This window comes from Pseudomonas sp. NyZ201 (assembly GCF_049860765.1).
GTDB classification, from domain to species: domain Bacteria; phylum Pseudomonadota; class Gammaproteobacteria; order Pseudomonadales; family Pseudomonadaceae; genus Aquipseudomonas; species Aquipseudomonas bharatica.
This window is the reverse complement of record NZ_CP187557.1, coordinates 261,620-287,061: the sequence shown is the minus strand read 5'-3', so window position 1 is coordinate 287,061 and position 25,442 is coordinate 261,620. Positions and strand designations below refer to the sequence as shown.

The 25,442-nt window shown below is 63.0% G+C and carries 24 protein-coding genes; 7 read left to right on the top strand and 17 right to left on the bottom strand.

All coding sequences use genetic code 11. The annotated features are described in order from the left end of the window. Positions 1–55: 55 nt before the first annotated feature. Both ptsP and ACPFMA_RS01250 read right to left on the bottom strand, forming a co-directional pair. Positions 56–2,320 carry a phosphoenolpyruvate--protein phosphotransferase gene (ptsP, locus tag ACPFMA_RS01255; RefSeq protein ID WP_064301140.1) on the bottom strand — a complete coding sequence of 755 codons (2,265 nt, stop codon included), beginning with the start codon at positions 2,318–2,320 and terminating at the stop codon, positions 56–58. 22 nt (positions 2,321–2,342) lie between these two features. Further along, positions 2,343–2,822 (bottom strand): RNA pyrophosphohydrolase, encoded by a 480-nt coding sequence (locus tag ACPFMA_RS01250; protein WP_425930561.1) that lies wholly within the window; start codon positions 2,820–2,822, stop codon positions 2,343–2,345. A 143-nt stretch (positions 2,823–2,965) separates the two neighbouring features. Between ACPFMA_RS01250 and ACPFMA_RS01245 the strand changes: the two genes are divergently transcribed. Then, positions 2,966–3,622: an HAD family hydrolase gene (locus ACPFMA_RS01245; RefSeq protein ID WP_279900802.1), complete on the top strand. Its 657-nt coding sequence runs from the start codon at positions 2,966–2,968 to the stop codon at positions 3,620–3,622. A gap of 9 nt (positions 3,623–3,631) precedes the next feature. On the opposite strand, the gene ACPFMA_RS01240 is transcribed toward ACPFMA_RS01245, so the two are convergent. Beyond that, positions 3,632–4,060, bottom strand: a complete 429-nt coding sequence (locus ACPFMA_RS01240) for a DUF2269 family protein (RefSeq protein ID WP_425929539.1) — start codon at positions 4,058–4,060, stop codon at positions 3,632–3,634. Between the two features lie 40 nt (positions 4,061–4,100). Further along, positions 4,101–5,615, bottom strand: coding sequence for a threonine ammonia-lyase, biosynthetic (gene ilvA / locus ACPFMA_RS01235; RefSeq protein WP_425929538.1), 1,515 nt, complete (start codon positions 5,613–5,615; stop codon positions 4,101–4,103). Positions 5,616–5,746: 131 nt separating this feature from the next. Here ilvA and rpiA point away from each other — a divergent pair, with 131 nt between their 5' ends. After that, on the top strand, positions 5,747–6,418 hold the full coding sequence (rpiA, locus tag ACPFMA_RS01230) for a ribose-5-phosphate isomerase RpiA (protein ID WP_279900800.1): 672 nt from the start codon (positions 5,747–5,749) through the stop codon (positions 6,416–6,418). A gap of 105 nt (positions 6,419–6,523) precedes the next feature. Here the strand turns inward: rpiA and ACPFMA_RS01225 are convergent, their stop codons facing one another. The 4 genes from ACPFMA_RS01225 to ACPFMA_RS01210 all read right to left on the bottom strand — a co-directional run bounded on the left by ACPFMA_RS01225 (position 6,524) and on the right by ACPFMA_RS01210 (position 10,676). Next, on the bottom strand, positions 6,524–7,423 hold the full coding sequence (locus tag ACPFMA_RS01225) for an SdiA-regulated domain-containing protein (protein WP_425929537.1): 900 nt from the start codon (positions 7,421–7,423) through the stop codon (positions 6,524–6,526). 90 nt (positions 7,424–7,513) lie between these two features. Continuing rightward, positions 7,514–8,452: an SdiA-regulated domain-containing protein gene (locus ACPFMA_RS01220; protein WP_425929536.1), complete on the bottom strand. Its 939-nt coding sequence runs from the start codon at positions 8,450–8,452 to the stop codon at positions 7,514–7,516. 144 nt (positions 8,453–8,596) lie between these two features. Further along, on the bottom strand, positions 8,597–9,262 hold the full coding sequence (locus tag ACPFMA_RS01215) for a fumarylacetoacetate hydrolase family protein (RefSeq protein WP_425929535.1): 666 nt from the start codon (positions 9,260–9,262) through the stop codon (positions 8,597–8,599). 16 nt (positions 9,263–9,278) lie between these two features. Beyond that, the gene (locus ACPFMA_RS01210) at positions 9,279–10,676 is read right to left on the bottom strand and encodes an FAD-binding oxidoreductase (RefSeq protein ID WP_425929534.1); all 1,398 of its coding nucleotides are present in this window, start codon (positions 10,674–10,676) and stop codon (positions 9,279–9,281) included. A gap of 172 nt (positions 10,677–10,848) precedes the next feature. On the opposite strand from ACPFMA_RS01210, the gene serA reads away from it, so the two are divergent. Together serA and ACPFMA_RS01200 are read left to right on the top strand one after the other, a co-directional pair. After that, complete coding sequence (serA, locus tag ACPFMA_RS01205; RefSeq protein ID WP_009396704.1) at positions 10,849–12,078, top strand: phosphoglycerate dehydrogenase; 1,230 nt, start codon at positions 10,849–10,851, stop codon at positions 12,076–12,078. 207 nt (positions 12,079–12,285) lie between these two features. Then, positions 12,286–13,062, top strand: a complete 777-nt coding sequence (locus ACPFMA_RS01200; protein WP_420057789.1) for a transporter substrate-binding domain-containing protein — start codon at positions 12,286–12,288, stop codon at positions 13,060–13,062. A gap of 25 nt (positions 13,063–13,087) precedes the next feature. Here the strand turns inward: ACPFMA_RS01200 and ACPFMA_RS01195 are convergent, their stop codons facing one another. Both ACPFMA_RS01195 and ACPFMA_RS01190 read right to left on the bottom strand, forming a co-directional pair. After that, positions 13,088–13,582: a DUF523 domain-containing protein gene (locus ACPFMA_RS01195; RefSeq protein WP_425930560.1), complete on the bottom strand. Its 495-nt coding sequence runs from the start codon at positions 13,580–13,582 to the stop codon at positions 13,088–13,090. Then, on the bottom strand, positions 13,572–14,204 hold the full coding sequence (locus ACPFMA_RS01190; protein WP_420057788.1) for a 2OG-Fe(II) oxygenase: 633 nt from the start codon (positions 14,202–14,204) through the stop codon (positions 13,572–13,574). Before ACPFMA_RS01190 ends, ACPFMA_RS01195 begins: the two co-directional genes overlap by 11 nt. A 114-nt stretch (positions 14,205–14,318) precedes the next feature. Between ACPFMA_RS01190 and ACPFMA_RS01185 the strand changes: the two genes are divergently transcribed. Continuing rightward, complete coding sequence (locus ACPFMA_RS01185) at positions 14,319–15,068, top strand: DUF2059 domain-containing protein (RefSeq protein ID WP_064301130.1); 750 nt, start codon at positions 14,319–14,321, stop codon at positions 15,066–15,068. On the opposite strand, the gene ACPFMA_RS01180 is transcribed toward ACPFMA_RS01185, so the two are convergent. Beyond that, on the bottom strand, positions 15,069–16,001 hold the full coding sequence (locus tag ACPFMA_RS01180) for an alpha/beta hydrolase (RefSeq protein WP_064301129.1): 933 nt from the start codon (positions 15,999–16,001) through the stop codon (positions 15,069–15,071). A gap of 98 nt (positions 16,002–16,099) precedes the next feature. Here ACPFMA_RS01180 and ACPFMA_RS01175 point away from each other — a divergent pair, with 98 nt between their 5' ends. Then, positions 16,100–16,660, top strand: a complete 561-nt coding sequence (locus tag ACPFMA_RS01175) for a DUF6436 domain-containing protein (protein ID WP_425929533.1) — start codon at positions 16,100–16,102, stop codon at positions 16,658–16,660. Between the two features lie 102 nt (positions 16,661–16,762). On the opposite strand, the gene ACPFMA_RS01170 is transcribed toward ACPFMA_RS01175, so the two are convergent. Further along, positions 16,763–17,311: a sugar O-acetyltransferase gene (locus ACPFMA_RS01170; protein ID WP_425929532.1), complete on the bottom strand. Its 549-nt coding sequence runs from the start codon at positions 17,309–17,311 to the stop codon at positions 16,763–16,765. Between the two features lie 96 nt (positions 17,312–17,407). Between ACPFMA_RS01170 and ACPFMA_RS01165 the strand changes: the two genes are divergently transcribed. Further along, positions 17,408–19,789 (top strand): penicillin acylase family protein, encoded by a 2,382-nt coding sequence (locus tag ACPFMA_RS01165; protein WP_425929531.1) that lies wholly within the window; start codon positions 17,408–17,410, stop codon positions 19,787–19,789. 101 nt (positions 19,790–19,890) lie between these two features. On the opposite strand, the gene ACPFMA_RS01160 is transcribed toward ACPFMA_RS01165, so the two are convergent. From ACPFMA_RS01160 to ACPFMA_RS01140, 5 genes are all read right to left on the bottom strand, one after another. After that, positions 19,891–21,248 (bottom strand): IS3 family transposase gene (locus ACPFMA_RS01160; RefSeq protein WP_425928249.1). Its coding sequence is split into 2 segments (ribosomal slippage): positions 19,891–20,772 and positions 20,775–21,248, totalling 1,356 coding nucleotides; the frame shifts between segments, so codons are not numbered across the junction. Positions 21,249–21,335: 87 nt separating this feature from the next. Beyond that, complete coding sequence (locus tag ACPFMA_RS01155) at positions 21,336–22,217, bottom strand: ABC transporter permease subunit (protein WP_425929530.1); 882 nt, start codon at positions 22,215–22,217, stop codon at positions 21,336–21,338. After that, on the bottom strand, positions 22,214–23,134 hold the full coding sequence (locus ACPFMA_RS01150) for an ABC transporter permease subunit (protein ID WP_009395593.1): 921 nt from the start codon (positions 23,132–23,134) through the stop codon (positions 22,214–22,216). The genes ACPFMA_RS01155 and ACPFMA_RS01150 overlap by 4 nt, the downstream gene beginning before the upstream one ends. After that, entirely contained in the window at positions 23,131–24,273 is a 1,143-nt protein-coding gene (gene potA, locus ACPFMA_RS01145) for a polyamine ABC transporter ATP-binding protein (protein ID WP_009395595.1), read from the bottom strand. The genes ACPFMA_RS01150 and potA overlap by 4 nt, the downstream gene beginning before the upstream one ends. Positions 24,274–24,332: 59 nt before the next feature. Next, positions 24,333–25,427 carry a polyamine ABC transporter substrate-binding protein gene (locus ACPFMA_RS01140; RefSeq protein WP_420057783.1) on the bottom strand — a complete coding sequence of 365 codons (1,095 nt, stop codon included), beginning with the start codon at positions 25,425–25,427 and terminating at the stop codon, positions 24,333–24,335. Between the last annotated feature and the right edge of the window lie 15 nt (positions 25,428–25,442).

The following is a 25,442-nucleotide window of genomic DNA, read 5'->3' as shown; positions in this document are numbered from 1 at the left end:
ACTATAGTAATCGCGGGTGAACCCGCTCCCACAGGGGCTGTGGTGATCAGCACAATCAGTGCGGATTGATCATCCGCGACAGGCCCAGGTTCTTCAGGGCCAGGTGCAAGGTGCTGTGGATAACCTGCGGGTTGTCGATCTCCATGACCTGCGCAAGCATTTCCTTCGATTTGCCCATGCTGATCTGGCGCAGCATCCATTTCACCTTCGGCAGGTTGGTGGCGTTCATCGACAGGCTGTCGAAGCCCATCGCCATCAGCAATACCGCAGCCGCCGGGTCACCAGCCATTTCACCACAGATGCTCACCGGCTTGCCTTCGGCATGGGCCGCCGTGACCACATGCTGCAGGGCCTGGAGCACCGCCGGGTGCAGGTAATCGTAGAGGTCGGCGACGCGCGGGTTGTTGCGGTCCACCGCCAGCAGGTACTGGGTCAGGTCGTTCGAACCGACCGAGAGGAAGTCCACCTGGCGCGCCAGTTCGCGGGTCTGGTACACGGCCGCGGGGATTTCCACCATGACGCCCACGGGCGGCATCGGCACGTCGGTGCCCTCGTCGCGCACCTCGCCCCAGGCACGGTGGATCAGGTGCAGGGCTTCCTCGAGCTCGTGGATGCCGGAGATCATCGGCAGCAGGATGCGCAGGTTGTTCAGGCCTTCGCTGGCCTTGAGCATGGCGCGGGTCTGGACCAGGAAGATCTCCGGGTGGTCGAGGGTAACGCGGATGCCGCGCCAGCCAAGGAAGGGGTTGTCTTCCTTGATCGGGAAATAGGACAGCGCCTTGTCGCCCCCGATGTCCAGGCTGCGCATGGTCACCGGCAACGGATGGAAAGCGGCCAGTTGCTCACGGTAGATGGCCAGTTGTTCCTTTTCGCTGGGGAACCGCTGGTTGATCATGAACGGCACTTCGGTGCGGTACAGGCCGACGCCCTCGGCGCCACGCTGCTGCGCCCGGGCCACGTCGGCGAGCAGGCCGGTGTTGACCCACAGCGGCATGCGGTGGCCGTCGGTGGTTTCGCACGGCAGTTCGCGCAGGGCATCAAGGCCCTGGGCCAGCTGGCGCTCCTCCTCGACCACATCGGCGTACTGCTTGCGCAGCACATCGCTGGGGTTGGTATAGACGTCGCCCTTGTAGCCATCGACGATCATCTGGATGCCGTCGACCTTGGAATACGGCAGGTCGACCAGGCCCATCACCGTGGGAATGCCCATTGCCCGGGCGAGGATCGCCACATGGGAGTTGCCCGAACCCAATACGGACACCAGGCCCACCAGCTTGCCTTCCGGCACTTCGCCGAGCATGGCCGGGGTCAGTTCTTCGCTGACCAGGATGGTGTTGTCCGGGTAGACCAGCGACAGCTGTCGGGCCTCCTGGAGGTAGGCCAGCAGGCGCCGGCCAAGGTCCTTGACGTCCGAGGCACGCTCGCGCAGGTAGGCGTCGTCCATCAGTTCGAAGCGGTTGACGTGCTCGCCGACCACCTGGCGCAGGGCGCCCTGGGCCCATTGACCGGTCTTGATGACCTCGACCACCTCGCCGCCCAGGGCCGCGTCGTCGAGCATCATCAGGTAGACATCGAACAACGCCCGCTCTTCGGGGCGAAGCTGGGTCGCCAGCTTGGCCGAGAGGGTGCGCATGTCGCTGCGCACGCCTTCAAGGGCGTTGTTGAAAAGCTTGAGTTCAGCGTCGATGTCGGTGACGGTCTTGTCCGGCACCACATCCAGGTCGGCTGGCGGCAGCATGACCACCGCAGTACCCACCGCGGCTCCCGGCGAACCCGGCACGCCGACGAACTTGGCTTCCTGGATACCCTTGCCCTGGCGGCCCAGGCCGCGGATCGAACCGGTGGCCTCGGCGTGGGCGATAACCCCGGCGAGCTGCGCGCTCATGGTGACGAGGAAGGCTTCTTCGCCTTCGTCGAACTGGCGCCGCTCCTTTTGCTGGATGACCAGCACCCCGACCACGCGACGGTGGTGGATGATCGGCGCACCCAGGAAGGAGGCGAACCGCTCCTCGCCGGTCTCGGCGAAGTAGCGGTAGCGCGGGTGGTCGGCGGCGTTTTCCAGGTTCAGCGGTTCTTCCCGGGTACCGACCAGGCCGACCAGGCCCTCGTTCGGCGCCATGCTGACCTTGCCAATGGAGCGCTTGTTCAGGCCCTCGGTGGCCATCAGGACGAAACGGTTGGTTTCCGGGTCGAGCAGGTAGACCGAGCAGACCTGGCTGCCCATGGCCTCTTTGACGCGCAAGACGATGATCCCCAACGCCGTCTTGAGATCCTTGGCGGAGTTAACTTCCTGGACGATCTTGCGCAGCGTATTGAGCATGGCTCGGGGTCGAACTCCGTCGTCAGTCGCGCGCCAGAAGGCGCGGGGCAAGCTCTTTGAGCGCGCGGCGGTACACTTCGCGCTTGAATGTCACTACCTGGCCCAGCGGATACCAATAGCTGACCCAGCGCCAGCCATCGAACTCCGGTTTGCTGGTGAGATCCATCCGCACCCGCTGCTCGTTGGAAACCAGCCGCAGCAGGAACCACTTCTGTTTCTGGCCGATGCACAGCGGTTGGCTGTGGGTGCGGACCAGACGTTGGGGTAAACGATAACGCAACCAGCCACGGGTGCAGGCAAGTATTTCCACGTCCTGACGCTCGAGACCTACTTCTTCATTCAACTCGCGGTACAGAGCATCTTCCGGTGTTTCATCGGGGTTGATTCCCCCTTGTGGAAACTGCCAGGCATCCTGGTTGATTCGCCGGGCCCATAGCACCTGTCCAAGATCATTCGTGAGAATGATCCCGACATTGGGGCGAAAACCATCGGGGTCGATCACGGCAGCAACCTCGCAAACGCATGTCGCCGCATTGTTCCACAAAGCCAGCAAGCCCAGCAACGCGCCCGCCATACCTTATGTGCAGCGTTGTGAAAAGTCCGTATTCTGTGGGACTTTTCAGATGTTATGCGAGTGACTCTTCGATGCGCCTGGCTTTATTCGATCTGGACAACACCCTCCTCGGCGGCGACAGCGACCACGCCTGGGGCGACTACCTGTGCGCCCGCGGCATTCTCGATCCGGTCGAGTACCAGAACCGCAACGACGCCTTCTACCAGGATTACCTGGCCGGCAAGCTGGACCTGCAGGCCTACCTGAACTTCAGCCTGGAGATCCTGGCCACCACCGAGATGGCCCAGCTCGACGAATGGCATGGCGACTTCATGCGCGACTGCGTCGAACCGATCATCCTGCCCAAGGCCCTGGCCCTGCTGAAGAAACACCGCGACGCTGGCGACAAGCTGGTCATCATCACCGCCACCAACCGCTTCATCACCGGGCCGATCGCCAAGCGCCTGGAGGTGGAAACCCTGCTCGCCACCGAATGCGAGCTGGTCGATGGCCGCTACACCGGACGCAGCATCGACGTGCCGTGCTTCCGTGAAGGCAAGGTGACGCGCCTGAAGCGCTGGCTGGAAGAGAACGGGCTGACACTCGAAGGCAGCTACTTCTATAGCGACTCGATGAACGACCTGCCGCTGCTGGAACAGGTGGACAATCCGGTGGCGGTCGATCCCGACCCGAACCTGCGGGCCGAGGCCGAAAAACGCGGCTGGCCGGTGATCAGCCTGCGCGATTAAGCCAGGACGTCAGACCGGCTTGGCGCCCATCAAGCCGGCGATGGCGATGAAACAGATGCCGCTGAACAACGCCAGGGCCAGGGTGAACCGGGGTTTGCCCGCGTCCGGTGCGCTACGCAGGTGATTGATCCGGGCCAGCAGCCAGAACCAGGCCAGCGCGCCGAAGGTATACAGCAGGCTCGAACCCAGCACCCAAGTCTGCCCCAGCGGCCAGCCCACCAGGTGGACCAGCCACCAGCCGGTAAACGGCAGGCTCACCAGGCCGATGCCCATCGACAGCCAGAGAAAACCCTGCGGCCGCGCCAGCAGCCGCCCGCCCACTGCCGCATCACCCGTGCGCCGGGCTCTCCAGGTCCAGACCGCCAGCCCCAGTGCGCTGCCAAGCAGCAGCACGGTAGCCAGCACATGAGCGGTTTTCAGCGCGGTCAGCGGTTCCATGGGGACGATTTCCTCGGGGCGTTGCTCAAAGCGTAGCCGCTTAGCCGAGGAACAGCCGGTACGCCGGGTTGTCGGTTTCGTCCCAGTACGGGTAGCCGATCTTCGCCAGCGCCGCCGGCACCAGGTGGCGCTCGTCTTCCGGCACTTGCAGGCCGGCGACCACGCGGCCGTCCGCCGCGCCATGGTTGCGGTAGTGGAACATCGAGATATTCCAGCGCCCGCCCAGCTTGTTGAGGAAGTTGAACAGCGCGCCCGGACGCTCGGGGAACTCGAAGCGCAGGACCATTTCGTCGCTGACCCCGACCGCGTGACCGCCGACCATATGGCGGATATGCAGCTTGGCCAGCTCGTTGTCGGTCAGGTCGGTGACCGGGAAGCCCTTCTCCGTGAGTTGCTGGATCAGTGCGCTGCGCGGATCGCTGTCCGGGTGGGTCTGTACGCCGACGAAAATGTGCGCTTCGCTGCCGGAGTGGTAGCGGTAGTTGAATTCGGTGATCTGGCGCTTGCCGATCGCCTCGCAGAACGCCTTGAAGCTGCCCGGCTGCTCGGGAATGGTCACCGCGATGATCGCCTCGCGGCCCTCGCCCAGCTCGGCGCGTTCGGCAACATGGCGCAGGCGGTCGAAGTTGACGTTGGCGCCGGAGTCGATGGCCACCAGGGTCTGGCCGGCCAGGCCGTGCTGCTCCACGTACTTCTTGATCCCGGCAACGCCCAGGGCGCCGGCCGGCTCGGTGATCGAGCGGGTATCGTCGTAGATATCCTTGATGGCTGCGCAGATCTCATCGGTATTGACGGTAATCACTTCATCGACGTGTTCCTTGCAGATGTCGAAGGTGTGCTGGCCGATCTGCGCCACCGCCACGCCATCGGCGAACAGCCCGACCTGCGGCAGGATCACGCGCTCGCCGGCGGCCATGGCGGCCTGCAGGCAGTTGGAGTCGTCCGGTTCGACGCCGATGATCCTGATCTCGGGGCGCAGGTACTTGACGTAGGCGGCGATGCCGGCGATCAGCCCGCCGCCACCGACCGGCACGAAGATCGCGTCCAGGCGGCCCGGGTGCTGACGCAGGATTTCCATGGCCACGGTGCCCTGGCCGGCGATGGTGTGCGGATCGTCGTAGGGGTGGACATAGACGAAGCCCTTTTCCTCGACCAGTTTCAGCGAATAGGCCAGCGCCTCGGGGAACGAATCGCCATGCAGCACCACCTTGCCGCCGCGGGAGCGCACACCTTCGACCTTGATTTCCGGGGTGGTGCGCGGCATGACGATGGTCGCCTTGACCCCCATTTCCCGCGCGGCCAGGGCCAGGCCCTGGGCATGATTGCCGGCCGAGGCGGTGACCACGCCGCGCGCGCGCTCCTGCTCGCTCAACTGCGCCAGCTTGTTGTAGGCGCCGCGGATCTTGAAGGAAAACACCGGCTGCAGGTCTTCGCGCTTGAGCAGGATCTGGTTGCCCAGGCGCTTGCTGAGCTGGCCGGCAGCCTGCAGAGGGGTTTCCACGGCGACGTCATAGACGCGCGAGGTGAGGATCTTCTTGACGTACTGTTCGAGCATCGGGAAAGCATCACGGGCGGCTGGACGGGGGATCGGAGTCTACCGCAGCGCCTTGTCGGGCGACCACAGCAAACCCGGGGTTTTAGCCGCTATAATGCCCGGCTTCACGATACTCCCGCTTCGGAGCCCGCATGACCCAGGACCAACTCAAACAGGCCGTCGCCCAGGCCGCTGTCGATTTCATCCTGCCGCACCTGGATGCCAAAAGCATCATCGGTGTCGGCACCGGCTCGACGGCCAACTGCTTCATCGACGCCCTGGCCCGGCACAAGACCGCCTTCGACGGCGCCGTGGCCAGCTCCGAGGCCACTGCCGCACGCCTGAAGGGCCATGGCATCCCGGTCTACGAGCTGAACACCGTGAGCGAGCTGGAGTTCTACATCGACGGGGCCGACGAAAGCGACGAGCACCTCAACCTGATCAAGGGCGGTGGCGCAGCCCTGACCCGCGAGAAGATCGTCGCGGCAGTGGCGAAAACCTTCATCTGCATCGCCGACGCCAGCAAGCTGGTGCCGGTGCTGGGTGCCTTCCCGCTTCCGGTCGAAGTCATCCCGATGGCCCGCAGCCATGTGGCCCGCCAGCTGGTGAAACTGGGCGGCGACCCGGTGTACCGCGAAGGCGTGGTGACCGACAACGGCAACATCATCCTCGACGTGCACAACCTGCAGATCACCAATCCGGTGGAGCTGGAAAGCCAGATCAATGCGATCGTCGGCGTGGTCACCAACGGCCTGTTCGCGGCCCGTCCGGCAGACCTGCTGCTGCTGGGCACCAGTGAAGGCGTGAAGACCCTCAAGGCCTGACGGGGCGACGCGATCCCCTGTGGGAGCGGGTTCACCCGCGATTACGATAGTGGATTCACCGACGCAATCGCGGGTGAACCCGCTCCCACAGGGTTCGGTGTTGCTCTACCGATCTGCCTTCCTGAACACATAGAACAGGTTCGGCTCACTCACCAGGTACAGCGTTCCGTCCCCATCCATGGCGATCCCCTCCGCCTGCGGCACGCTCTGCTTCAAGCCCTGGAACCCCTTGCGCAGTGACAGGCTGCCCACCGGTCGCCCTTGCACATCCAGTTCCAGCACCAGCTTGGACTCATCCGACAAGGCCAGCAGATGCCCGCTGCGCTCGTCGAACTGCAGGCTCGACAGATCCCGCACGAACAACCGCGAATCCCGCTTGCGGTCCTGCACCACATGCACGGCGTACGGCTGTTGCGGGTTGCCATGAGGGAAACCATGCACCTCGTAGATCAGCATCGGGTCGCGCTCCTTGGCGACGAACAGGCGCTTGCCCTGCTGGTCCCAGGCCAGCCCTTCGAAGCCCTTGTTGCCGTTGAGGCCGATACCCAGGGTCAGTTGCTCGGCATCCTTGGCATCGAGGAACGGCGTGTCATCCGTCAGCCGCACCCGGATCAGACGCTGCTGACGCTCGTCGGTGATCACATAGCTGTCACGCCCGACATACTCCACCGCCTCCGGATCACCAAACCCGGTCAACGCCACCCGACGCAGAACCCGGCCTTCGAGCGACAGCTCGATCAGTTCGGGGTTGGTGTTGGTCACGGTAAACAGGCTTTTGCGGTCGGGGTCGTAAGTCAGGGCCGACAGATCATCCGACAGGCCTTCGATGGGACGGGCCTCGATCACCACGCGATAACGGTCGAGGCCGATGCTCTGGCCGGACGGCTGCATCCAGCTCTTCAGGTTGAACCAGCCACGCTCGTACAGCCGATAGTGCTGCCCGGCATAGGCCAGGACGGCCAACAAGGCAACGAGGAACACAAGGAGAGGATTACGCAGGCGCATCGGCAAGACTCAGGCAGGAGACGGAACGGCCTGAATCTCACCATAGCCAGCTGAAATGAAGCTTAATGCCACTATCGGAAAAATCTTCCGTCATTGCTTGTGGAAGCGATAGAACAGGTTCGGCTCACTGACCATGTACAGGGTGCCCGCTTCATCCATGGCCACGCCTTCGGCCCGTGGAATGCGGTTCTTCAGGCCATTGAAACCGCCAAGCAGGGTCATGAAGCTGACCTGCTCGCCCTGTTTGTCCAGTTCGAGCAACATGTTGGAGTCTGCCGACAGTACCAGCAGATGGCCCGTACGCGAGTCCACGCCAAGGCCCGACAGATTGCGCAGGTCCAGGTCGTCGTTGGCCAGTTCCTGCTTGGTCCCGGCCAGGTCCGAACGACCGTCGGTACGCCAGCTGAACAGCTTGGGCGGACGCTCTTCACCGAGGATCAACCGCTGTTGCGCCGGATCCCAGGCGATACCCTCGAAACCCTTGTTCTGGTTAGCCGAAGGGCCAAGGTCGTAGTGCGGGAAGTCCTTGATATTCAGCTCGCTGGTGGCGTCGTCGAGGCTGACCAGCGTCAGGCTGTGCTGGCGCTCGTCGGTAATGGCCAGGCGACCATCGGCCAGCACCGCGACGCCCTCGGGATTGGACCAGCCATGCAGCGGGATCTTGCGCAGTACGTCGCCGTCGAGGTTGAGCTCGACCAGGAAGGGGTTCTTGCCCATGACCGCGAACAGGGTCTTGCGCCCGGGATGGTAGGACAGGTCGGAGGCCTCATCGTCCTCCATGCCTGGCAGCACCTTGGCATCGATATCTACCTGGTAGTCAGGCAACCAGACACTGGCCTTCTGGGTAACCTGGTTCTGGAAGCGCTCCTGCAGCCACAGCATGCCGCGGTCGTCCCAATGCATCGCAATGGCCACGCCGTAGCCGATCACGGCGGCCGTCACCAGCCAGGTGGACCAGCGCAGGGCGATGGGGCGCTTGCGCGCGGGCGACAAGGGGTCGCCTGAAGAGCCGGAAGTCAGGGTGGCCATCGGAGAAATTCCTGTTGTTGTGTCCGGCTGACGCAAGCAGCCGCAAGACCGGGTGGGAATTATCCAGATGATTTGTGAAAAAAACGGGAAAACCGACGAATGAATGGACAAATGGGGCAGCCATTGCGGCTGCCCCATTCCGGGTCAGAGCACCTTGCCTTCGAAACGGCTGGCGCCTGGCAGCTCCAGTACCAGCTCATCGCCCGGGTTCAGCGGGCCGACGCCTACCGGGGTGCCGGTGAGGATCACATCGCCAGCCTGCAGGGAAAACTGCGATGCCATGTGCTGGATCATCGGCACGATCGGGTTGAGCATCAGCGCACTGTTGCCGTCCTGGCGCACTTCGCCGTTGATGGTCAGGCGGATACCGATATCGGCGAGGTCTTCGAAGGTGCTGCCAACCACGAACGGCGGCAGGACACAGGCACCATCGAAGCACTTGGCGCGTTCCCAGGGCAGGCCCTTGTCCTTCAATTGCGACTGCAGGTCACGCAGGGTCAGGTCCAGGGCCGGGGCGAAGCCGGAGATCGCGTCCAGCACTTCTTCCTCGGAGGGCTTCGGCGACAGGGACTTGCCCAGCAGCACGGCGATTTCCGCCTCGTAATGCACCGAGCCACGCTCGACCGGAATGGCGAAACCACCTTCCAGGGGCACCACGCAACTGCCCGGCTTGATGAACAGCAGCGGCTCGCTGGGGATCGGGTTGTCCAGTTCCTTGGCGTGTTCGGCGTAGTTGCGCCCGATGCACACCACTTTACCCAGCGGGAAGTGGATGCGCGTTCCGTCTACATATTGGTGCTGATAGCTCATTTCCGGCTCCTGTGGATCATTCGGGGGCGAAGATCTTGCCCGGGTTCATGATCCCGTTGGGATCGAACACCGCCTTGACTGCCTTCATGTAGTCGATTTCCGCCGCCGAGCGGCTGTAGGCGAGGTAGTCGCGCTTGGTCATGCCGACACCATGCTCGGCGGAAATCGATCCGTTGTACTTCTCGACGACTTCGAACACCTGCTTGTTGACCACCGCGCATTTGGCGAAGAACTCGTCCTTGCTCATGTCTTCGGGCTTGAGGATGTTCAAATGCAGGTTGCCATCACCGATGTGGCCGTACCAGACCACGATGAAATCCGGGTAGCTTGCGTTGACGATCACGTCGATATCCCGCAGGAACGCCGGGACCTTGGCTACGGTGACGGAGATATCGTTCTTGTACGGGGTCCAGTGCGAGATGGTTTCCGACAGGTATTCGCGCAGCTTCCATAGATTGCGCAACTGCTGCTCGCTCTGGCTCATCACCCCGTCCAGCACCCAGCCCTGCTCGACGCAGTGCTCGAAGAGCGCCAGGGCGTCGTTGCCGACATCCTCGGTGGTGGCCTCGAACTCCAGCAAGGCATAGAAAGGACATTCGGTGGCGAACGGCGCCGGTACATCGCCACGATCGAGGATCTTGGCCAGGCCCTTGTCGGAGAAAAACTCGAACGCCGTCAGGTCCAGCTTGCTCTGAAAGGCGTGCAACACCGGCATGATCGAGTCGAAATCCGGGGTGCCGAGGACCATCGCGGTCAGGTTCTTCGGCGCGCGATCCAGGCGCATGGTCGCTTCGACCACGAAGCCCAGGGTGCCTTCGGCGCCGATGAACAACTGGCGCAGATCGTAGCCGGTGGCGTTCTTGATCAGGTCCTTGTTCAGTTCCAGCAGGTCGCCCTTGCCGGTGACCACCTTGAGCCCGGCAACCCAGTTGCGGGTCATGCCGTAGCGAATGACCTTGATTCCGCCGGCATTGGTACCGATGTTGCCGCCAATCTGGCTGGAACCCGACGAGGCGAAATCCACCGGGTAATACAGCCCCTGTTCCTCGGCGAAGGCCTGCAATTGCGCGGTAACCACTCCAGGCTGGCAGACCACGGTGCGGTCGAAGGCATTGAAGTCGAGGATGCGGTTCATAGAGTCGAAGGACACCACCACCTCGCCATTGGCCGCGACGGCGGCGGCGGACAGGCCCGTGCGTCCGCCCGAGGGCACCAGGGCGATCCTGTGCCGGTTGGCCCAGAGGACGATGGCCTGTACCTGCTCGACGGTTTTGGGAAAGACGACGGCCGATGGCGCGGGCGGGAAGTGCTTGGTCCAGTCCTTGCCATACGCTTCCAGGGAAGGGGCATCGGTCAGGACCTTGCCGGGCTCGACAAGGGACGTCAGTTCAGCAAGCAGAACGGGATCGATCATGATGGAACTCTCGAACTATTCATGGTCACCCTGAGCACACTTCACGTGCCGGGGATGGTCTGAGCGCGGCGCCGGTATGCTAGCATACGCCCCCCGCTGATCGTGCTTCCCCGCCGATTCTGCGACAGCTTCACTTCCCAGCCATTTTTCTCCGGGACACAGGTTTACGCAGATGAGCAAGACTTCTCTCGATAAGAGCAAGATCAAGTTCCTTCTTCTCGAAGGGGTCCACCAGAACGCCGTGGACGTCCTCAAGGCCGCCGGGTACACCAACATCGAGTACCTCACCGGTTCCCTGCCGGAAGCCGATCTGAAGGAAAAGATCGCCGATGCCCACTTCATCGGTATCCGCTCCCGCACTCAACTGACCGAAGAGATCTTCGACTGCGCCAAGAAATTGGTTGCCGTCGGCTGCTTCTGCATCGGCACCAACCAGGTCGACCTGGACGCAGCCCGCGAGCGCGGCATCGCCGTGTTCAACGCGCCGTACTCCAACACCCGCTCCGTTGCCGAGCTGGTGCTGGCCGAGGCCATCCTGCTGCTGCGCGGCATCCCCGAGAAAAATGCGTCCTGCCACCGTGGCGGCTGGATCAAGAGCGCGGCCAACTCCTTCGAGATCCGCGGCAAGAAGCTGGGCATCGTCGGCTACGGCTCGATCGGTACCCAACTGTCGGTCCTGGCCGAAAGCCTGGGCATGCAGGTGTTCTTCTTCGATCCGCTGACCAAGCTGCCGCTGGGCAACGCCACCCAGGTCACCAGCCTGCACGAACTGCTGGGCCTGGCCGATATCGTCTCGCTGCACGTGCCTGAGCTGCCATCCACCCAGTGGATGATCGGCGAGAAGGAAATCCGTGCGATGAAGAAGGGCTCGATCCTGATCAACGCCGCCCGCGGTACCGTGGTCCAGCTGGAACACCTGGCTGCCGCGATCAAGGACAAGCACCTGATCGGCGCCGCCATCGACGTGTTCCCGGTCGAGCCGCGCTCCAACGACGAAGAGTTCGAAAGCCCGCTGCGTGGCCTGGACAACGTGATCCTGACCCCGCACATCGGCGGCTCCACCGCCGAAGCCCAGGCCAACATCGGCCTGGAAGTGGCGGAGAAGCTGGTCAAGTACAGCGACAACGGTACCTCGGTGTCGTCGGTCAACTTCCCGGAAGTCGCCCTGCCGGCCCACCCGGGCAAGCACCGCCTGCTGCACATCCACGAAAACATCCCGGGCGTGCTCAGCGAGATCAACAAGGTCTTCGCCGAGAACGGCATCAACATCTCCGGTCAGTTCCTGCAGACCAACGAGAAAGTGGGTTACGTGGTAATCGACGTGGACGCCGAGTACTCGGACCTGGCTCAAGAGAAACTGCAACAGGTCAAGGGCACCATCCGTTCCCGCGTTCTGTTCTGAGTTCCTTGCGCTGTTGAAAAGGGAGGCCTTGATGGCCTCCCTTTTTTATTTGCGTTGAAAACATGAAGTTGCATGATTCCGAAGGAAATATTTCAACTAGGGTTAAACATCCGGGGACGGACGCGGTCACAAGGGGCTCTTGACCGGGGCCATGACAGAAGCCGCGGCAACCCTGTGTTTAATTGCCAATGAGAAGAAGGGGCTCAGATGCGTTTCTTTACCGGGGCACTATTGGCCGCCAGCCTGCTCAGCCCATGGGCACATGCGGATATTCTCGACGAAATCGCCGACCGCAACGAATTGCGAATCGCCATTGAAGCTAAAACGCCACCGTTCAACTTCCGTGATACTGCCGGGCAACTGAGCGGGTTCGAAGTTGAACTGGGGCAGATGCTCGCCAAAGAGCTGGACGTAAATGCCGACTTCATCGTGGTGGACCCGGCCGAACTTCTGCCAGGTGTGGAGAGCGGCAAGTACGATGTGGCGATTAATCAGATTGCCACTACCGCAGAACTGAAAGAGCGCCTGGATTTCAGCAATCCCTACAGTTACACCATCGCCCAACTGATCGTGCGCCAGGAAGAAAAGCGCCCGCTGCATGACCTCGAAGCCTTCAAGGGCCACAGCCTCGGGGTGGTCCAGGGCAGCTCGTTCGCCGCCCAGGCACAGAGCGTCGAAGGCGTGGACCTGCGCAGTTACAAAGATGCGATCCAGCCGATCAAGGAAGTGGCGGACGACCAGATCGACGGCGCCGTCAGTGATCGGCTGCTGATTCCCTATGCAATCAAGGAACGCAACCTGCCGGTGGCCGAGGGCGCGACGGTGGGGCCGGTGCTGAAATTGGCGATTCCGTTCCAGAAGGGCAACCCGGCGTTCCAGAGTGCGCTGGACAACGCGTTGCAACGGGTCAAGGACGATGGCCGGCTGAGCGAATTGTCGAAGAAGTGGTTTGGGGTGGATGCGAGCGAGCCGCCCAAGCAGTAGATATTCAGCGATGAGGCCCTGAAGATCACAGCGAATCCAGCGCCCGAGCCGCTTCTTCCAGCTCCAGCTCACTGAACACCAGCACCCCTTCGCGCCGCAGCAAGGCACTGGTAACCCCCTCACCGGCAACCTTGTTGCCACTGAAGGTCCCGTCATAAACCAGCCGGTTGCCACAGGACGGGCTCCCCGACTTCAACACCGCCACGCGGATCCCGTGCCGCCGCACCAGCTCCAGGGCCATCCGCGCCCCGGCGAGAAACTCGGCGCTGACATCCTCCCCGAGCACCGTCACCACCTGCACCTCGCCATCCAGCACCGCCCCGCCCTGCCCGCCGGGAATTTCCGCCGGCGGCCGAGGCGTCGGCAGCCCACCCGCCACCTCCGGACACAACGGCACCACCCGCCCCTGCTTCTGCCAGGTCTGCAACAGATCGGGATGACCACTGGCACGCCCGTCATAGCGCACCGGCTGGCCCAGCAGGCAGGCGCTCACCAGCACCCGCGACAGATCAGAAGGGATCGTTGCCACGACGGCGGAACCAGCCAGTGACCGAAAGACGCTCGCGATGTGCCATCAGTACTTCATGGGGCAGGTCGGCGGACATGAACACGACCAGGCTGCCGCCCACCGGCGGGATATCCCGCTCGCTGCCATCCGCCAGGTAGATGCGCAGTTCACCGCCGTCCTGCGCCGCCCATTCCTCGTTGAGGTAAATGATGGCCGAGACGGTGCGGCGGTCATCGTCACGGAAGCGGTCGAGGTGCTTGCGATAGAAGGTGCCTGCCGGGTAGCGGGCAAAGTGGCATTCGAAATCCTCCAGTCCCAGGTAGAAGTCGCGATTCAGCGCTTCGCGCAGGCCGTCCATCAACGCCAGGTAGCGGTCGCAGGCCTCGGACTGCCCGGGTTCGATCCAGAGGATATGGTCGCCACGTATGCCTTCGCGCACTTCCTGGCCCTGGCCACGCCCCACGGCCGCCGGGGCCAGCTCGCCTTGTTCGGCACGTTGCCGGCATTCGGCCGCCAGGGCCCGGGTCAACGCCTCGGGCAGGAAGATTGCCTGGTGCGACCAGCCCTGATTGGCGAGGTCGTCGACAATAGCGGGAATCTGCGGATGTTCGGAGGATATGTGCATGGCGCGCATGGTAACGGGCCGGCGGCCAAACCGACAGCGCCACTTGGTCGCATCGACGCACTGGCGTCTCGACAAAGCCCCGCAAGGCCACGGACAATAGCCGCCTGCCGACAGGAGTCCTGAATGCGCCGTTTGTTTTTTCTGCTGTTGATCATCTGCACCACGCCTGTCAGGGCAGACTCCCTCGATCAGCTGTACAAGGTCGCCGGCTGGCCCGAGCAGCGCGCCCACTTCTCCGATGCCATCGCCGCCGCCCAGCAGCGCTACCAGAAAAGCCTGCCGCCCGCGGTGTTCCAGGCGCTGGTGGACAACAGCAACCAGCGTTTCGAAGCCAAGGCCGTGGATCGCCGCGCCGCAGCCCAACTGCGTGCCAACCTGAAGGACCCGTCCCCCGCCCTGACCTTCTTCCAGTCGCCACTGGGGCGCAAGGTGGTGGCCGCCGAACTGCTCGCCACCCGCCGCGACCAGTTGGCGAAGAACGCCAAGGGCCTGCCGAAGATGCAGGCCAGCGACAACCGCCTGCTCATCATCGGCCACCTGGCCCAGGCCCTGCCCGCCCGGGAAGCCGGCGCCGAGGTTAGCCTGGCGATCGCCGGCGTCGCCGCCGACAGCCTCAGCCAGATGATTCCCGGCCTGTTCGGCGGTGGTCAGGCCCAAGGCATGCTGGACGGTCAGCGCCAGCGCCTGATGCAGCAGATCGGCGAAGACCTGAACAACACCCTGCTGTACGTCTATCGCGACCTTTCCGATGCCGAGCTGGAGGAGTTCGCCACCTTCGCCGAATCCGCCGAAGGCCAGGCCTACTACAAGGCCGCCCTGGCCGCGATCCGCGCCGGCCTCGCCGTGGGCCAGAGCAGCTCGGACCTGAGGTGATCAGCCCAGGCGCTGTTCGATGAAGGCGAAATAGCGCCGGCGAATGTCCGGCAGTTCATTGGCCAGGTGATGCCGGGCCTCGGGCAGCAGCAATATCTTCGGCGCGTCGAACTTGGCCTTGAGCACCTCGAGGTTGTAGCGCCAGTCCACGGTCATGTCCGCTTCCCCTTGCACGATCAGCGGCTGGCGCGGGCTGCCGGGTGCTGTCTCGATCCGCCGTATCCACTGGACCAATGCACCCACCCAGGCAGTAGGCAGGCGACGCGGCTGCAAAGGGTCGGCGAGCAGGAACGGGAGGAAGGTCGGGTCGTTGCTGTTCTCGCTGAAACGCCGGGCGATGCCGTTTACGAAGGGTTTGAGCATGAAGTAGCTGAGCTTCGACCAACCCCAGGCACGCGGTCGCACCAGCGGCGACAGCAGGATCACCTCGCCGCTGACCGGGCTGCCTTCGCCGCGGTGCAGCAGGTGATCGACCGCAATGGCGCCGCCGGTGCTCTGCCCGCAAAGGTGCCAGGGCTGCGGCAATTGCAGGCCGGCGGCCTGGCGGAACACTTCGTCCAGAACCTGCTGGTACACCGCGAAATCATCGATGCTGGCGCGTTCGCCGCTGGACAGGCCATGCCCGGGCAGATCGCAGGAGATCACCGCGAAGCCTTGTTGCAGCGCCCAGTCGATCACGTGGCGGTACAGGCCCATGTGATCGTAGAAGCCGTGCAGCAACACCAGCGTCGCCACCGGCTCGGCGGGCAGCCAGACCTGGCTGACGACCTCGAAGCCCGCACAGGAGAAACGCCCCAGCCAGCTCGCCGCGCAAGGCACCCGGTCCAGGCCATAGAAACGCTGGTACGCCTGGCCCTCGACCGACAACGGCTGACGCACCGCCAGGGGTGGCAGGCTGGTACGCAGGGGATCGGCTTGGAACAAGGCGGACATGGAAGGCTTCCGGAAAGGTACTGAAGGATTGACCTGCGATATTCATCTGTCGGCGGAGGCATGGCAAGCTGGCCCCCTTTTATTTGCCGGTATTGCCCATGTCGGGGAAAACACTGCTCGCCGCCCTCACCCTCGCCCTTTGCGCTGTCGGGCTGTGGCTGGCCTATGACAACTTCCAGAGCCGCTACCTGCGCCCCTTCGACAACCAGACCGCGCTCTTCGCCGGCGACCAGTTGCGCCTGCCGCCCGAACTTGCCGGCCCCGGCCCGATCCGCCTGGTGCACTTCTGGGACCCGGCCTGCCCATGCAACGTCGGCAACCAGCAGCACCTGGGCGAACTGATCGAACACTACGGCCCGCAGGGCGTGGCCTTCCATGTAGTGCAAAAGCCAGGCACCCACGGCCAGCTTCCCGCCAACCTGGGCGCACTGAAGCCCATCGCCAGCCTGCCCGGCGCCGAGCACCTGCCGGCCAGCCCGGCCGTGGCGATTTGGGACAAGGAAGGCAACCTTGCCTACTTCGGGCCGTACAGCGAAGGGGCGACCTGCAATGCCAGCAACAGCTTTATCGAACCGATTCTGCAGGCGCTGACCGAGGGCCGGCCGGTAACAGTGACACAGACAATGGCGGTGGGCTGCTACTGCCCGTGGACTGAGTAACAACACGGACCCTGTGGGAGCTGGCTTGCCAGCGATAGCGGTGGTGAATTCACTATGGCAATCGCTGGCAAGCCAGCTCCCACAGGGTACGCGTCCACCCTTCTACTGCGCTCGGGCAGGGTTACCCATCACCGTCGCCCCCGCCGGCACATCCCGGGTTACCACGCTGCCTGCACCGATGATCGCATCATTCCCCACCGTCACTCCGGGCAGGATGATCGCCCCGCCGCCAATCCAGACATTCCTGCCGATCTTCACCGGCTTCCCGCTCTCCAGGCCGCTGCGCCGCACCACCGGATCGCGCGGGTGGTCCGCCCCGTAGATCTGCACCGCCGGCCCGATCTGGCAGTCGTCGCCGATGCTCACGCTGCAGATATCGAGAATCACGCAGTTGAAGTTGATGAACACATTGGCGCCGATCTCGATGTTGTAGCCGTAGTCGCAGTAGAACGGCGGGCGGATCACCGCGCCGGGGCCGACCCTGGCGAAGTGTTCCACGAGCATGGCGTGCCGCTGCTCGTTGAGCAGGTCGGCGGAGTCGTTGTAGCGCTGCATCCAGTGCTTGTTGGCGATCTGTTCGGCTTGCAGCTCCGGGCACGTCGCGCGATACAGCTGTCCGGTCAGCATCTTGTGTTTTTCACTGATGTCCATTGGCCCTCACTCCTGGCTGATCTCTCGGCTGGCAAAGTCTATCCTCTGTCCGATCATGACCGACTCGCTGGCTGAAAGATTCCCCAAGGAGCTTCGATGAAACGCCGCCTTACCCTTCTCGCCGTTGCCATAGCCGTTGCGGCAGCCGGCGCCGGTTATCTGTATGTGCAAGGCAAGCAGCCGCAACGTGACGGCGAAGTCGCCCTGACGAAGCTCCAGGCGCCGGTCAGCGTGCGCTACGACGAACGCGGCGTGCCGCATATCCAGGCGCAGAACGAGAGCGACCTGTATCGCGCCCTGGGCTACGTGCACGCCCAGGACCGCCTGTTCCAGATGGAGATCACCCGGCGCCTGGCCAAGGGCGAGCTGGCCGAGGTGCTGGGGCCGAAGATGGTCGCCACCGACATCCTGTTCCGCAGCCTGCGCATCGGCGAACAGGCGCAGGTGATGGTCGATCGGCAGGACAAGCAGTCACCCGCCTGGAACGCCCTGCAAGCCTACCTCGAAGGCGTAAACGCCTGGCAGGACACGCATCCGCAGCCGATCGAATTCGACGTGCTGGGCATCACCCCGCGCCCCTTCACCGCCCAGGACACCCTGAGCATCGCCGGCTTCATGGCCTACAGCTTTGCCGCCGCGTTCCGTACCGAACCGCTGCTGACGTTCGTGCGCGACCATCTTGGCGGCGAATACCTGAAGGTCTTCGATCTCGATTGGCATCCCGACGGCATGCTGCAACACCCGCCCGCCCTGGTCGATGCCGACTGGAAAACCCTGGGCCGACTGGCGACGCTCAGCCAGCAGGCCTTCAGCGAGGCCGGCCTGCCGCAGTTCGAAGGCAGCAATGCCTGGGCCGTCAGCGGCAGCCGTACCCGCAGTGGCAAACCGTTGCTGGCCGGCGATCCGCATATCCGTTTTTCGGTCCCGGCGGTGTGGTACGAGGCCGAGCTGTCGGCACCGGGCCTCCATCTGTACGGCTATCACCAGGCGCTCAACCCCTTCGCTTCCCTCGGGCACAACCGCGAGTTCGGCTGGAGCCTGACCATGTTCCAGAACGACGATGTCGATCTGATCGCCGAAAAGGTCAATCCGGACAATCCCGGACGGGTCATGGTCCACGGCCAGTGGCAGGACCTGGTCCGCAGCGAGCAGCAGATCAAGGTCAAGGGCGAGCCAACGCAGACCGTCACCCTGCTGCGCTCGCCCCATGGCCCGATCGTCAACAAGGTACTGGGCGAAGACGCCGGGCCGACACCGGTCGCCATGTGGTGGGCCTTCCTTGAAAGCGAGAATCCGATTCTCGATGGCTTCTACGAGGTCAACCGCGCCAGCACCCTGGAGGCCATGCGCAGCGCCGTGCAGAAGGTCCAGGCACCGGGGCTGAACTTCGTCTGGGCCAACGCCCGTGGCGATATCGGCTGGTGGGCGGCGGCGGCCTTGCCGATCCGGCCGGACGGGGTCAACCCGGCTTTCATTCTCGACGGCAGCAGCGGCGAGGCGGACAAGTCCGGCTTCTACCCGTTCAGCGTCAACCCACAGTCGGAGAACCCGGCCAGCGGTTATATCGTCTCGGCCAACTTCCAGCCGCTATCGCCCACCGGCGTGCCGATTCCCGGCTATTACAACCTGCCGGACCGCGGTCGCGAGCTCGACCGGCAACTCGCAAACGACCAGGTGAAATGGGACCTGCAGAACAGCCAGGCACTGCAACTGGGCACCACCACCGATTACGGCCCGCGTACCCTTGGCCCGCTGTTGCCGGTGCTGCGCCAGGTGGTGCAGGACGCCCGGGGCCGCGAACTGGTGGAGCAACTGGCGGCCTGGCGCGGCGACTATCCGCTGGATTCGGTCAATGCCACGCTGTTCAACCAGTTCCTCTACGAGCTGGCCTACGCAGCGATGCACGATGAACTGGGCGATGCCTGGTTCCAGGCGCTGATCTCGACCCGGGTGATCGACGATGCCCTGCCGCGCCTGGCAGCGGATGTCGATTCCCCTTGGTGGGATACCCAGGGCAGCAGCGAACGCGGCAGCCGCACGGCGGTGGTCAAGCACGCCTGGGACAGGACCGTGGCGCATCTGGGCGAAACCCTTGGCAAGGATCCGGCGGGCTGGCAGTGGGGCAAGGCGCATACCCTGACCCACGGGCATCCGCTGGGCATGCAGAAACCCTTGGACAGGCTGTTCAATGTCGGGCCATTCGCGGCGCCGGGGACCCACGAGGTGCCGAACAACCTGTCGGCGAAGATTGGCCCGGCGCCATGGCCGGTGAACTACGGACCGTCCACGCGGCGCCTGATCGACTTCGCCGATGCCGGGACAGCGCTGAGCATCAACCCGGTCGGGCAGAGCGGGGTGTTGTTCGATCGGCATTATGGGGATCAGGCCAGGCCCTATATCGAAGGGCGGTACCAGAGGGCCTGGCTGGGGTTGGCCGGGGAGACCGAGGGGACGTTGAGGTTGGTGCCTGGCAAGTAGTCTTGCGGAGGTTTTTGAGGGCCAAATCGCCGGCAACGCCGGCTCCCACAAGGTCCGCGGTGCACGCAATCCCTGGACTGCCCCCGAAAAGTTGGACAGTTTTAGCTAGCAGCTTGAGCCCTGTAATCGACAGGGCTTAGGCCGTTTAACCTCAGCTTGATGCGGTCATGGTTGTAGTAGCGGATGTACTCGTCCAGACCGGTGGTCAGCTCTTCGATGCTCTCAAACCGCTTCAAATAGAAAAACTCAGACTTGAGCGTGCCGAAGAAGCTTTCCATAGCGGCGTTATCCAGGCAATTTCCTTTGCGCGACATGCTCTGCTTTACCCCACGCTGCTCAAGTTTTTCGCGGTATTGGCGCTGCTGATAATGCCATCCCTGATCAGAGTGGATGACCAGCTTCGGCTCCTTTCCCAAGCTACTCAGGGCTTTTTCCAGCATGTTCCCCACCAGCTCATAGCTTGGGCGGCGAGCGATCTCGTAGGCCACGATCTCACTGTTGTACAAGTCCATCACTGGTGAGAGATAGAGCTTTTGCTGAGCCACTTTAAACTCGGTTACGTCAGTTACCCACTTCTGATTGGGCCGCTGGGCAATGAAGTTTCGCTCCAGCAGATTCTCGGCAATCCTGCCTATTTCTCCTCGATAGGACCGATACTTTTTAGGCCGCACGACCGCCCGCAAACCTTGGTCGGCCATCAGCCGCTCCACAACCTTCTTGTTCACCAGGATGCCTTGATTCTTGATCGCAAGCGTCACGCGCCGATACCCATAGAGCCCTTTTTCCTTGTGATAGACCTGACCCACCAGCTCTTTCAGATCGGCGTGTTTATCCGGCTTTTGAAGGCTTTTGAGCTGGTAGTAGAAGGTGCTGTTCGACAACTCGACCAGGGCCAACAACGCTGACAGCGGGAATCGGGTTCGGAGTCTGGAGACGATCAGCGTTTTTTCTCTTGCCTTCGTTCCTTCTCCTCTCTCAAAGCCTTCAGCTCCTTTAGGACAGCGTTCTCCATGCGCAGATACTCGAGTTCTGCCATGAGCTGATCTCGCGGCTTCAGCGCGTCGTCAGTGTCAGTGGGTTTGAGTGGCTTGATCTTCTTGGACACGTCGGCAGACTTTTTTCGTTGAGTGGCAGTAGAGGTGGCAAGGTTGCCACTGTAGTACTGGTGCTCCCAAATGCCTACCCGGGAGGACTGTCCCAAGCCGAAGTGAGCTGCCGTTTGACGCAGGGAAAGCCGATGCTCGCGCATGTACTGCACGACCCTGCGCTTGAAATCGATGTCGTAGCGCTGACCGTGAGGTATGGGACTGATAGTGGAACGGGCTTTATAGCTCGCCACCCAGCGCCTCAGCAGGCTGAAATCGATACCGAAATGCTGGGCTACCTTTCGGAAACCATCGGTGCCCTCCAGGTAGGCAGTGATGGCTGTGAGCTTGAACTGCTCGGTGTACTTACTCATAACTCCCCCAAGGGTTGGATTAGTCTCCAACTTCTTGGGGGCAGTCCACCCTGTGGGAGCCGGCGTTGCCGGCGATGGGGCCTCAGATCAGGCCTGAACCGGACGCCGTACTTCAGGCTGCTTCCAGCCATCCGCCGCGGCTTCCTCGATCGCCTGCTGGATCGCGCGTTTGCGGCGCTCTTCGGCACGGCGGCTGAAGTACCAGACCAGGAAGGTCGCCAGCGATACCGCCAGCAGGATCAGGCTGGCCACGGCGTTGATTTCCGGCTTCACGCCCAGGCGCACGGCCGAGAACACTTCCATCGGCAGGGTGGTGGAGCCCGGGCCGGATACGAAGCTGGCCAGTACCAGGTCATCCAGCGACAGGGCGAAGGACATCATGCCGCCCGCCGCCAGCGACGGCGCGATCATCGGGATGGTGATCAGGAAGAACACCTTCCATGGCCGTGCACCGAGGTCCATGGCCGCTTCTTCGATGGACAGGTCCAGCTCGCGCAGGCGAGCCGACACCACCACGGCTACGTACGCTGCGCAGAACGTCGTGTGGGCGATCCAGATGGTGACGATGCCCCGCTCCTGCGGCCAGCCGATCATCTGTGCCATGGCCACGAACAGCAGCAACAGCGACAGACCGGTAATGACCTCGGGCATGACCAGCGGCGCGGTGACCAGGCCGCCGAACAGGGTACGGCCCTTGAACCGGGTGACCCGGGTCAGCACGAACGCGGCCAGGGTACCCAGCGCCACTGCGGCGACCGCCGTGTAGCAGGCGATTTCCAGCGAGCGCATCACCGAACCCATCAGTTGGGTGTTGTCGAGCAGGCCGACATACCACTTCACCGACCAGCCGCCCCAAACCGTCACCAGCTTGGAGGCGTTGAACGAGTAGATCACCAGGATCAGCATCGGCAGGTAGATGAACAGCAGGCCGAGGACCAGCATTACATTGGAAAATCCGACGCGCTTCATGCCCGGCCCTCCATCTCTTTCGCCTGGCTGCGGTTGAACAGCAGGATCGGCACGATCAGGATCGCCAGCATCACTACCGCCAGGGCCGAAGCCACCGGCCAGTCACGGTTGTTGAAGAATTCCTGCCACAGCACCTTGCCGATCATCAGGGTTTCCGGGCCGCCCAGCAGCTCAGGAATGACGAACTCGCCCACCACCGGGATGAACACCAGCATGCAGCCGGCGATGATGCCGTTCTTCGACAGCGGCACGGTGATCTTCCAGAAGCTGTTGAAACGGCTCGAACCCAGGTCGGATGCGGCTTCCAGCAGGCTCTGGTCGTGTTTCACCAGGTTGGCGAACAGCGGCAGGATCATGAACGGCAGGTACGAATAGACCACGCCGATATACACCGCCAGGTTGGTGTTGAGGATCTGCAGCGGCTGGTCGATCAGCCCCAGCCACATCAGGAAGGCATTGAGCAGGCCGTTGTTGCTGAGGATGCCCATCCAGGCATAGACGCGGATCAGGATCGCGGTCCAGGTCGGCATCATGATCAACAACAGCAGGACGGTCTGGATGTCCTTGCGCGCGTTGGCGATGGCGTAGGCCATCGGGTAGCCGATCAACAGGCAGAGGATGGTGCTGAAGAAGGCCATCTTCAACGAGCCCAGGTAGGCCGAGATATACAGCTCGTCCTGGGTCAACAGGCCATAGTTGGCCAGGTTGAGCACCACCTGGATCTTGTCCTCGACGTAGCTGTAGATCTCCGTGTACGGCGGGATCGCTACGTCCGCCTCGGCGAAGCTGATCTTCAGGACGATGAAGAACGGCAGCATGAAGAACAGGAACAGCCAGAGGAACGGGATCCCGATGACGACGTGGCGTCCCTCGGGCGTTACGCGGTTGAGTGCTCGCTTGAGCTTGCGCATGTTCATGAACGCAGTACCACGCCGCTGTCGTCTTCCCACCAGACGTAGACTTCGTCGCCCCAGGTCGGACGCGAGCCCTGGCGTTCGGCGTTGGCGACGAACGACTGGACGATCTTGCCGCTCGGCAGTTCGACGTAGAACACCGAGTGGCCGCCCAGGTAGGCGATGTCGTGGACCTTGCCCCGCGACCAGTTGTATTCGCAGGTCGGCTGCTGCGCGGTGACCAGCAGTTTCTCCGGACGCAGCGCGTAGGTGATGTGCTTGTCTTCCACCGAGGTGGTGATGCCGTGGCCGACGTAGATCGGACGCTCCAGCTCGGGGCTGGCGATCAGCGCGTGGCCTTCGGCGTCGTCGACCACTTCACCCTCGAACAGGTTGACGTTGCCGATGAATTCGCAGACCAGGCGGCTGGTCGGGGTCTCATAGACGTCGATCGGGCTGCCGATCTGGGCGATCCAGCCCAGGTGCATGATGGCGATGCGCTGGGCCATGGTCATGGCCTCTTCCTGGTCGTGGGTCACCATTACGCAGGTCACGCCGACCCGCTCGATGATCTCGACCAGCTCAAGCTGCATCTGCGAGCGCAGTTTCTTGTCCAGTGCGCCCATGGGCTCGTCGAGCAGCAGCAGCTTCGGCCGCTTGGCCAGGGAGCGGGCCAGGGCCACGCGCTGGCGCTGGCCGCCGGAAAGCTGGTGCGGCTTGCGCTTGGCGTACTGGGTCATGTGCACCAGCTTGAGCATCTCGGCCACCCGGGCCTCGATCTCGGCCTTGGGCATCTTGTCCTGCTGCAGGCCGAAGGCGATGTTCTGCGCCACGGTCATGTGCGGGAACAGCGCGTAGGACTGGAACATCATGTTGATCGGCCGCTCGTAGGGCGGCATGTCGGTGATATCGACGCCATCGAGGAAAATCCGCCCTTCGGTCGGACGCTCGAAACCGGCCAGCATGCGCAGCAGGGTCGATTTACCCGAGCCGGAGCCGCCGAGCAGGGCGAAGATCTCGCCTTTCCTGATTTCGAGGGAGACATCGTCCACCGCGACGGTTTCGTCGAACTTCTTCGTGACCCGATCGATCTTGACCAGCACCTGCTTGGGTTGCTGGTCGCCTTCGAGGGCTTTCTTGTAGGCGCCGGAGGCAACTGCCATGTGTGAAACTCCCAACAGAATGTTCTGCACCCGCCCCTGCCGTGGCGGGTCCGGATTTATTATTTGCCCGACTTGACCTTGGTCCAGATGCGGGTCATCAAACGCTGCACTTTGGGCGGCAATTCGGAATTGACGTACAGCTTGTCGATCACTTCCTGCGGTGGGTAAACCGCCGGATCCTTGCGGACATCCTGGTCCATCAGCTCGCCAGCCCTGGGGTTCGGGTTGGCGTAACCAACGTAATCGCTGACCTGGGCGATAACCCCGGGTTCAAGCAGATAGTTGATGAAGGCATGGGCCTCCTTGACGTTGCCGGCATCCTTGGGGATGGCCAGCATGTCGAACCAGAGGTTGCCGCCTTCCTTGGGAATCACATAAGCCACGTCCACGCCCTTGCCGGCCTCTTCGGCGCGGGCCTTGGCCTGGAAGACATCGCCGGAGAAGCCGGCGGCCACGCAGATATCGCCATTGGCCAGGTCGGAGATGTACTTGGAGGAGTGGAAGTAGGTCACGTAGGGGCGAATGGCGAGGAGCTTGTCCTCGGCCTTTTTGTAGTCCTTGGGGTCCTGGCTGTTGGGGTCGAGGCCCAGGTAGTTGAGCATCGCCGGGAGCATCTCGTCCGCCGAGTCGAGGAAGGCGACGCCGCAGGCGGAGAGCTTCTTGATGTTCTCGGGCTCGAACAGCGTGGCCCAGGAATCGATCTTGTCGGTGCCGAGCACCGCCTTGACCTTCTCGACGTTGTAGCCGATGCCATTGGTACCCCAGAGGTACGGCACCGCGTACTGGTTGCCCGGGTCGTTACGCTCGAGGCGCTTGAGCAGGGCCGGGTCGAGGTTGTTCCAGTTCGGCAGTTGGGCACGGTCGAGCTTCTGGAATGCGCCCGCCTTGATCTGCTTGCCGAGGAAATGGTTGGACGGCACCACCACGTCATAGCCGGTGCGACCGGCCAGCAGCTTGCCTTCCAGGGTTTCGTTGGAATCGAAAACGTCGTACTTCGGCTTGATGCCGGTTTTCGCTTCGAAGTCCGCGAGGGTGGTCTGGCCGATGTAGTCCGACCAGTTGTAGATATGCACCGTGGGCGCCGCTTGGACGCTGCAAGCCAGCGTCAGACCCGCTCCAGCCATGAAGGCCTTGCGAAACATGGAAATAGACAAGTGGGAGGTCCTCTA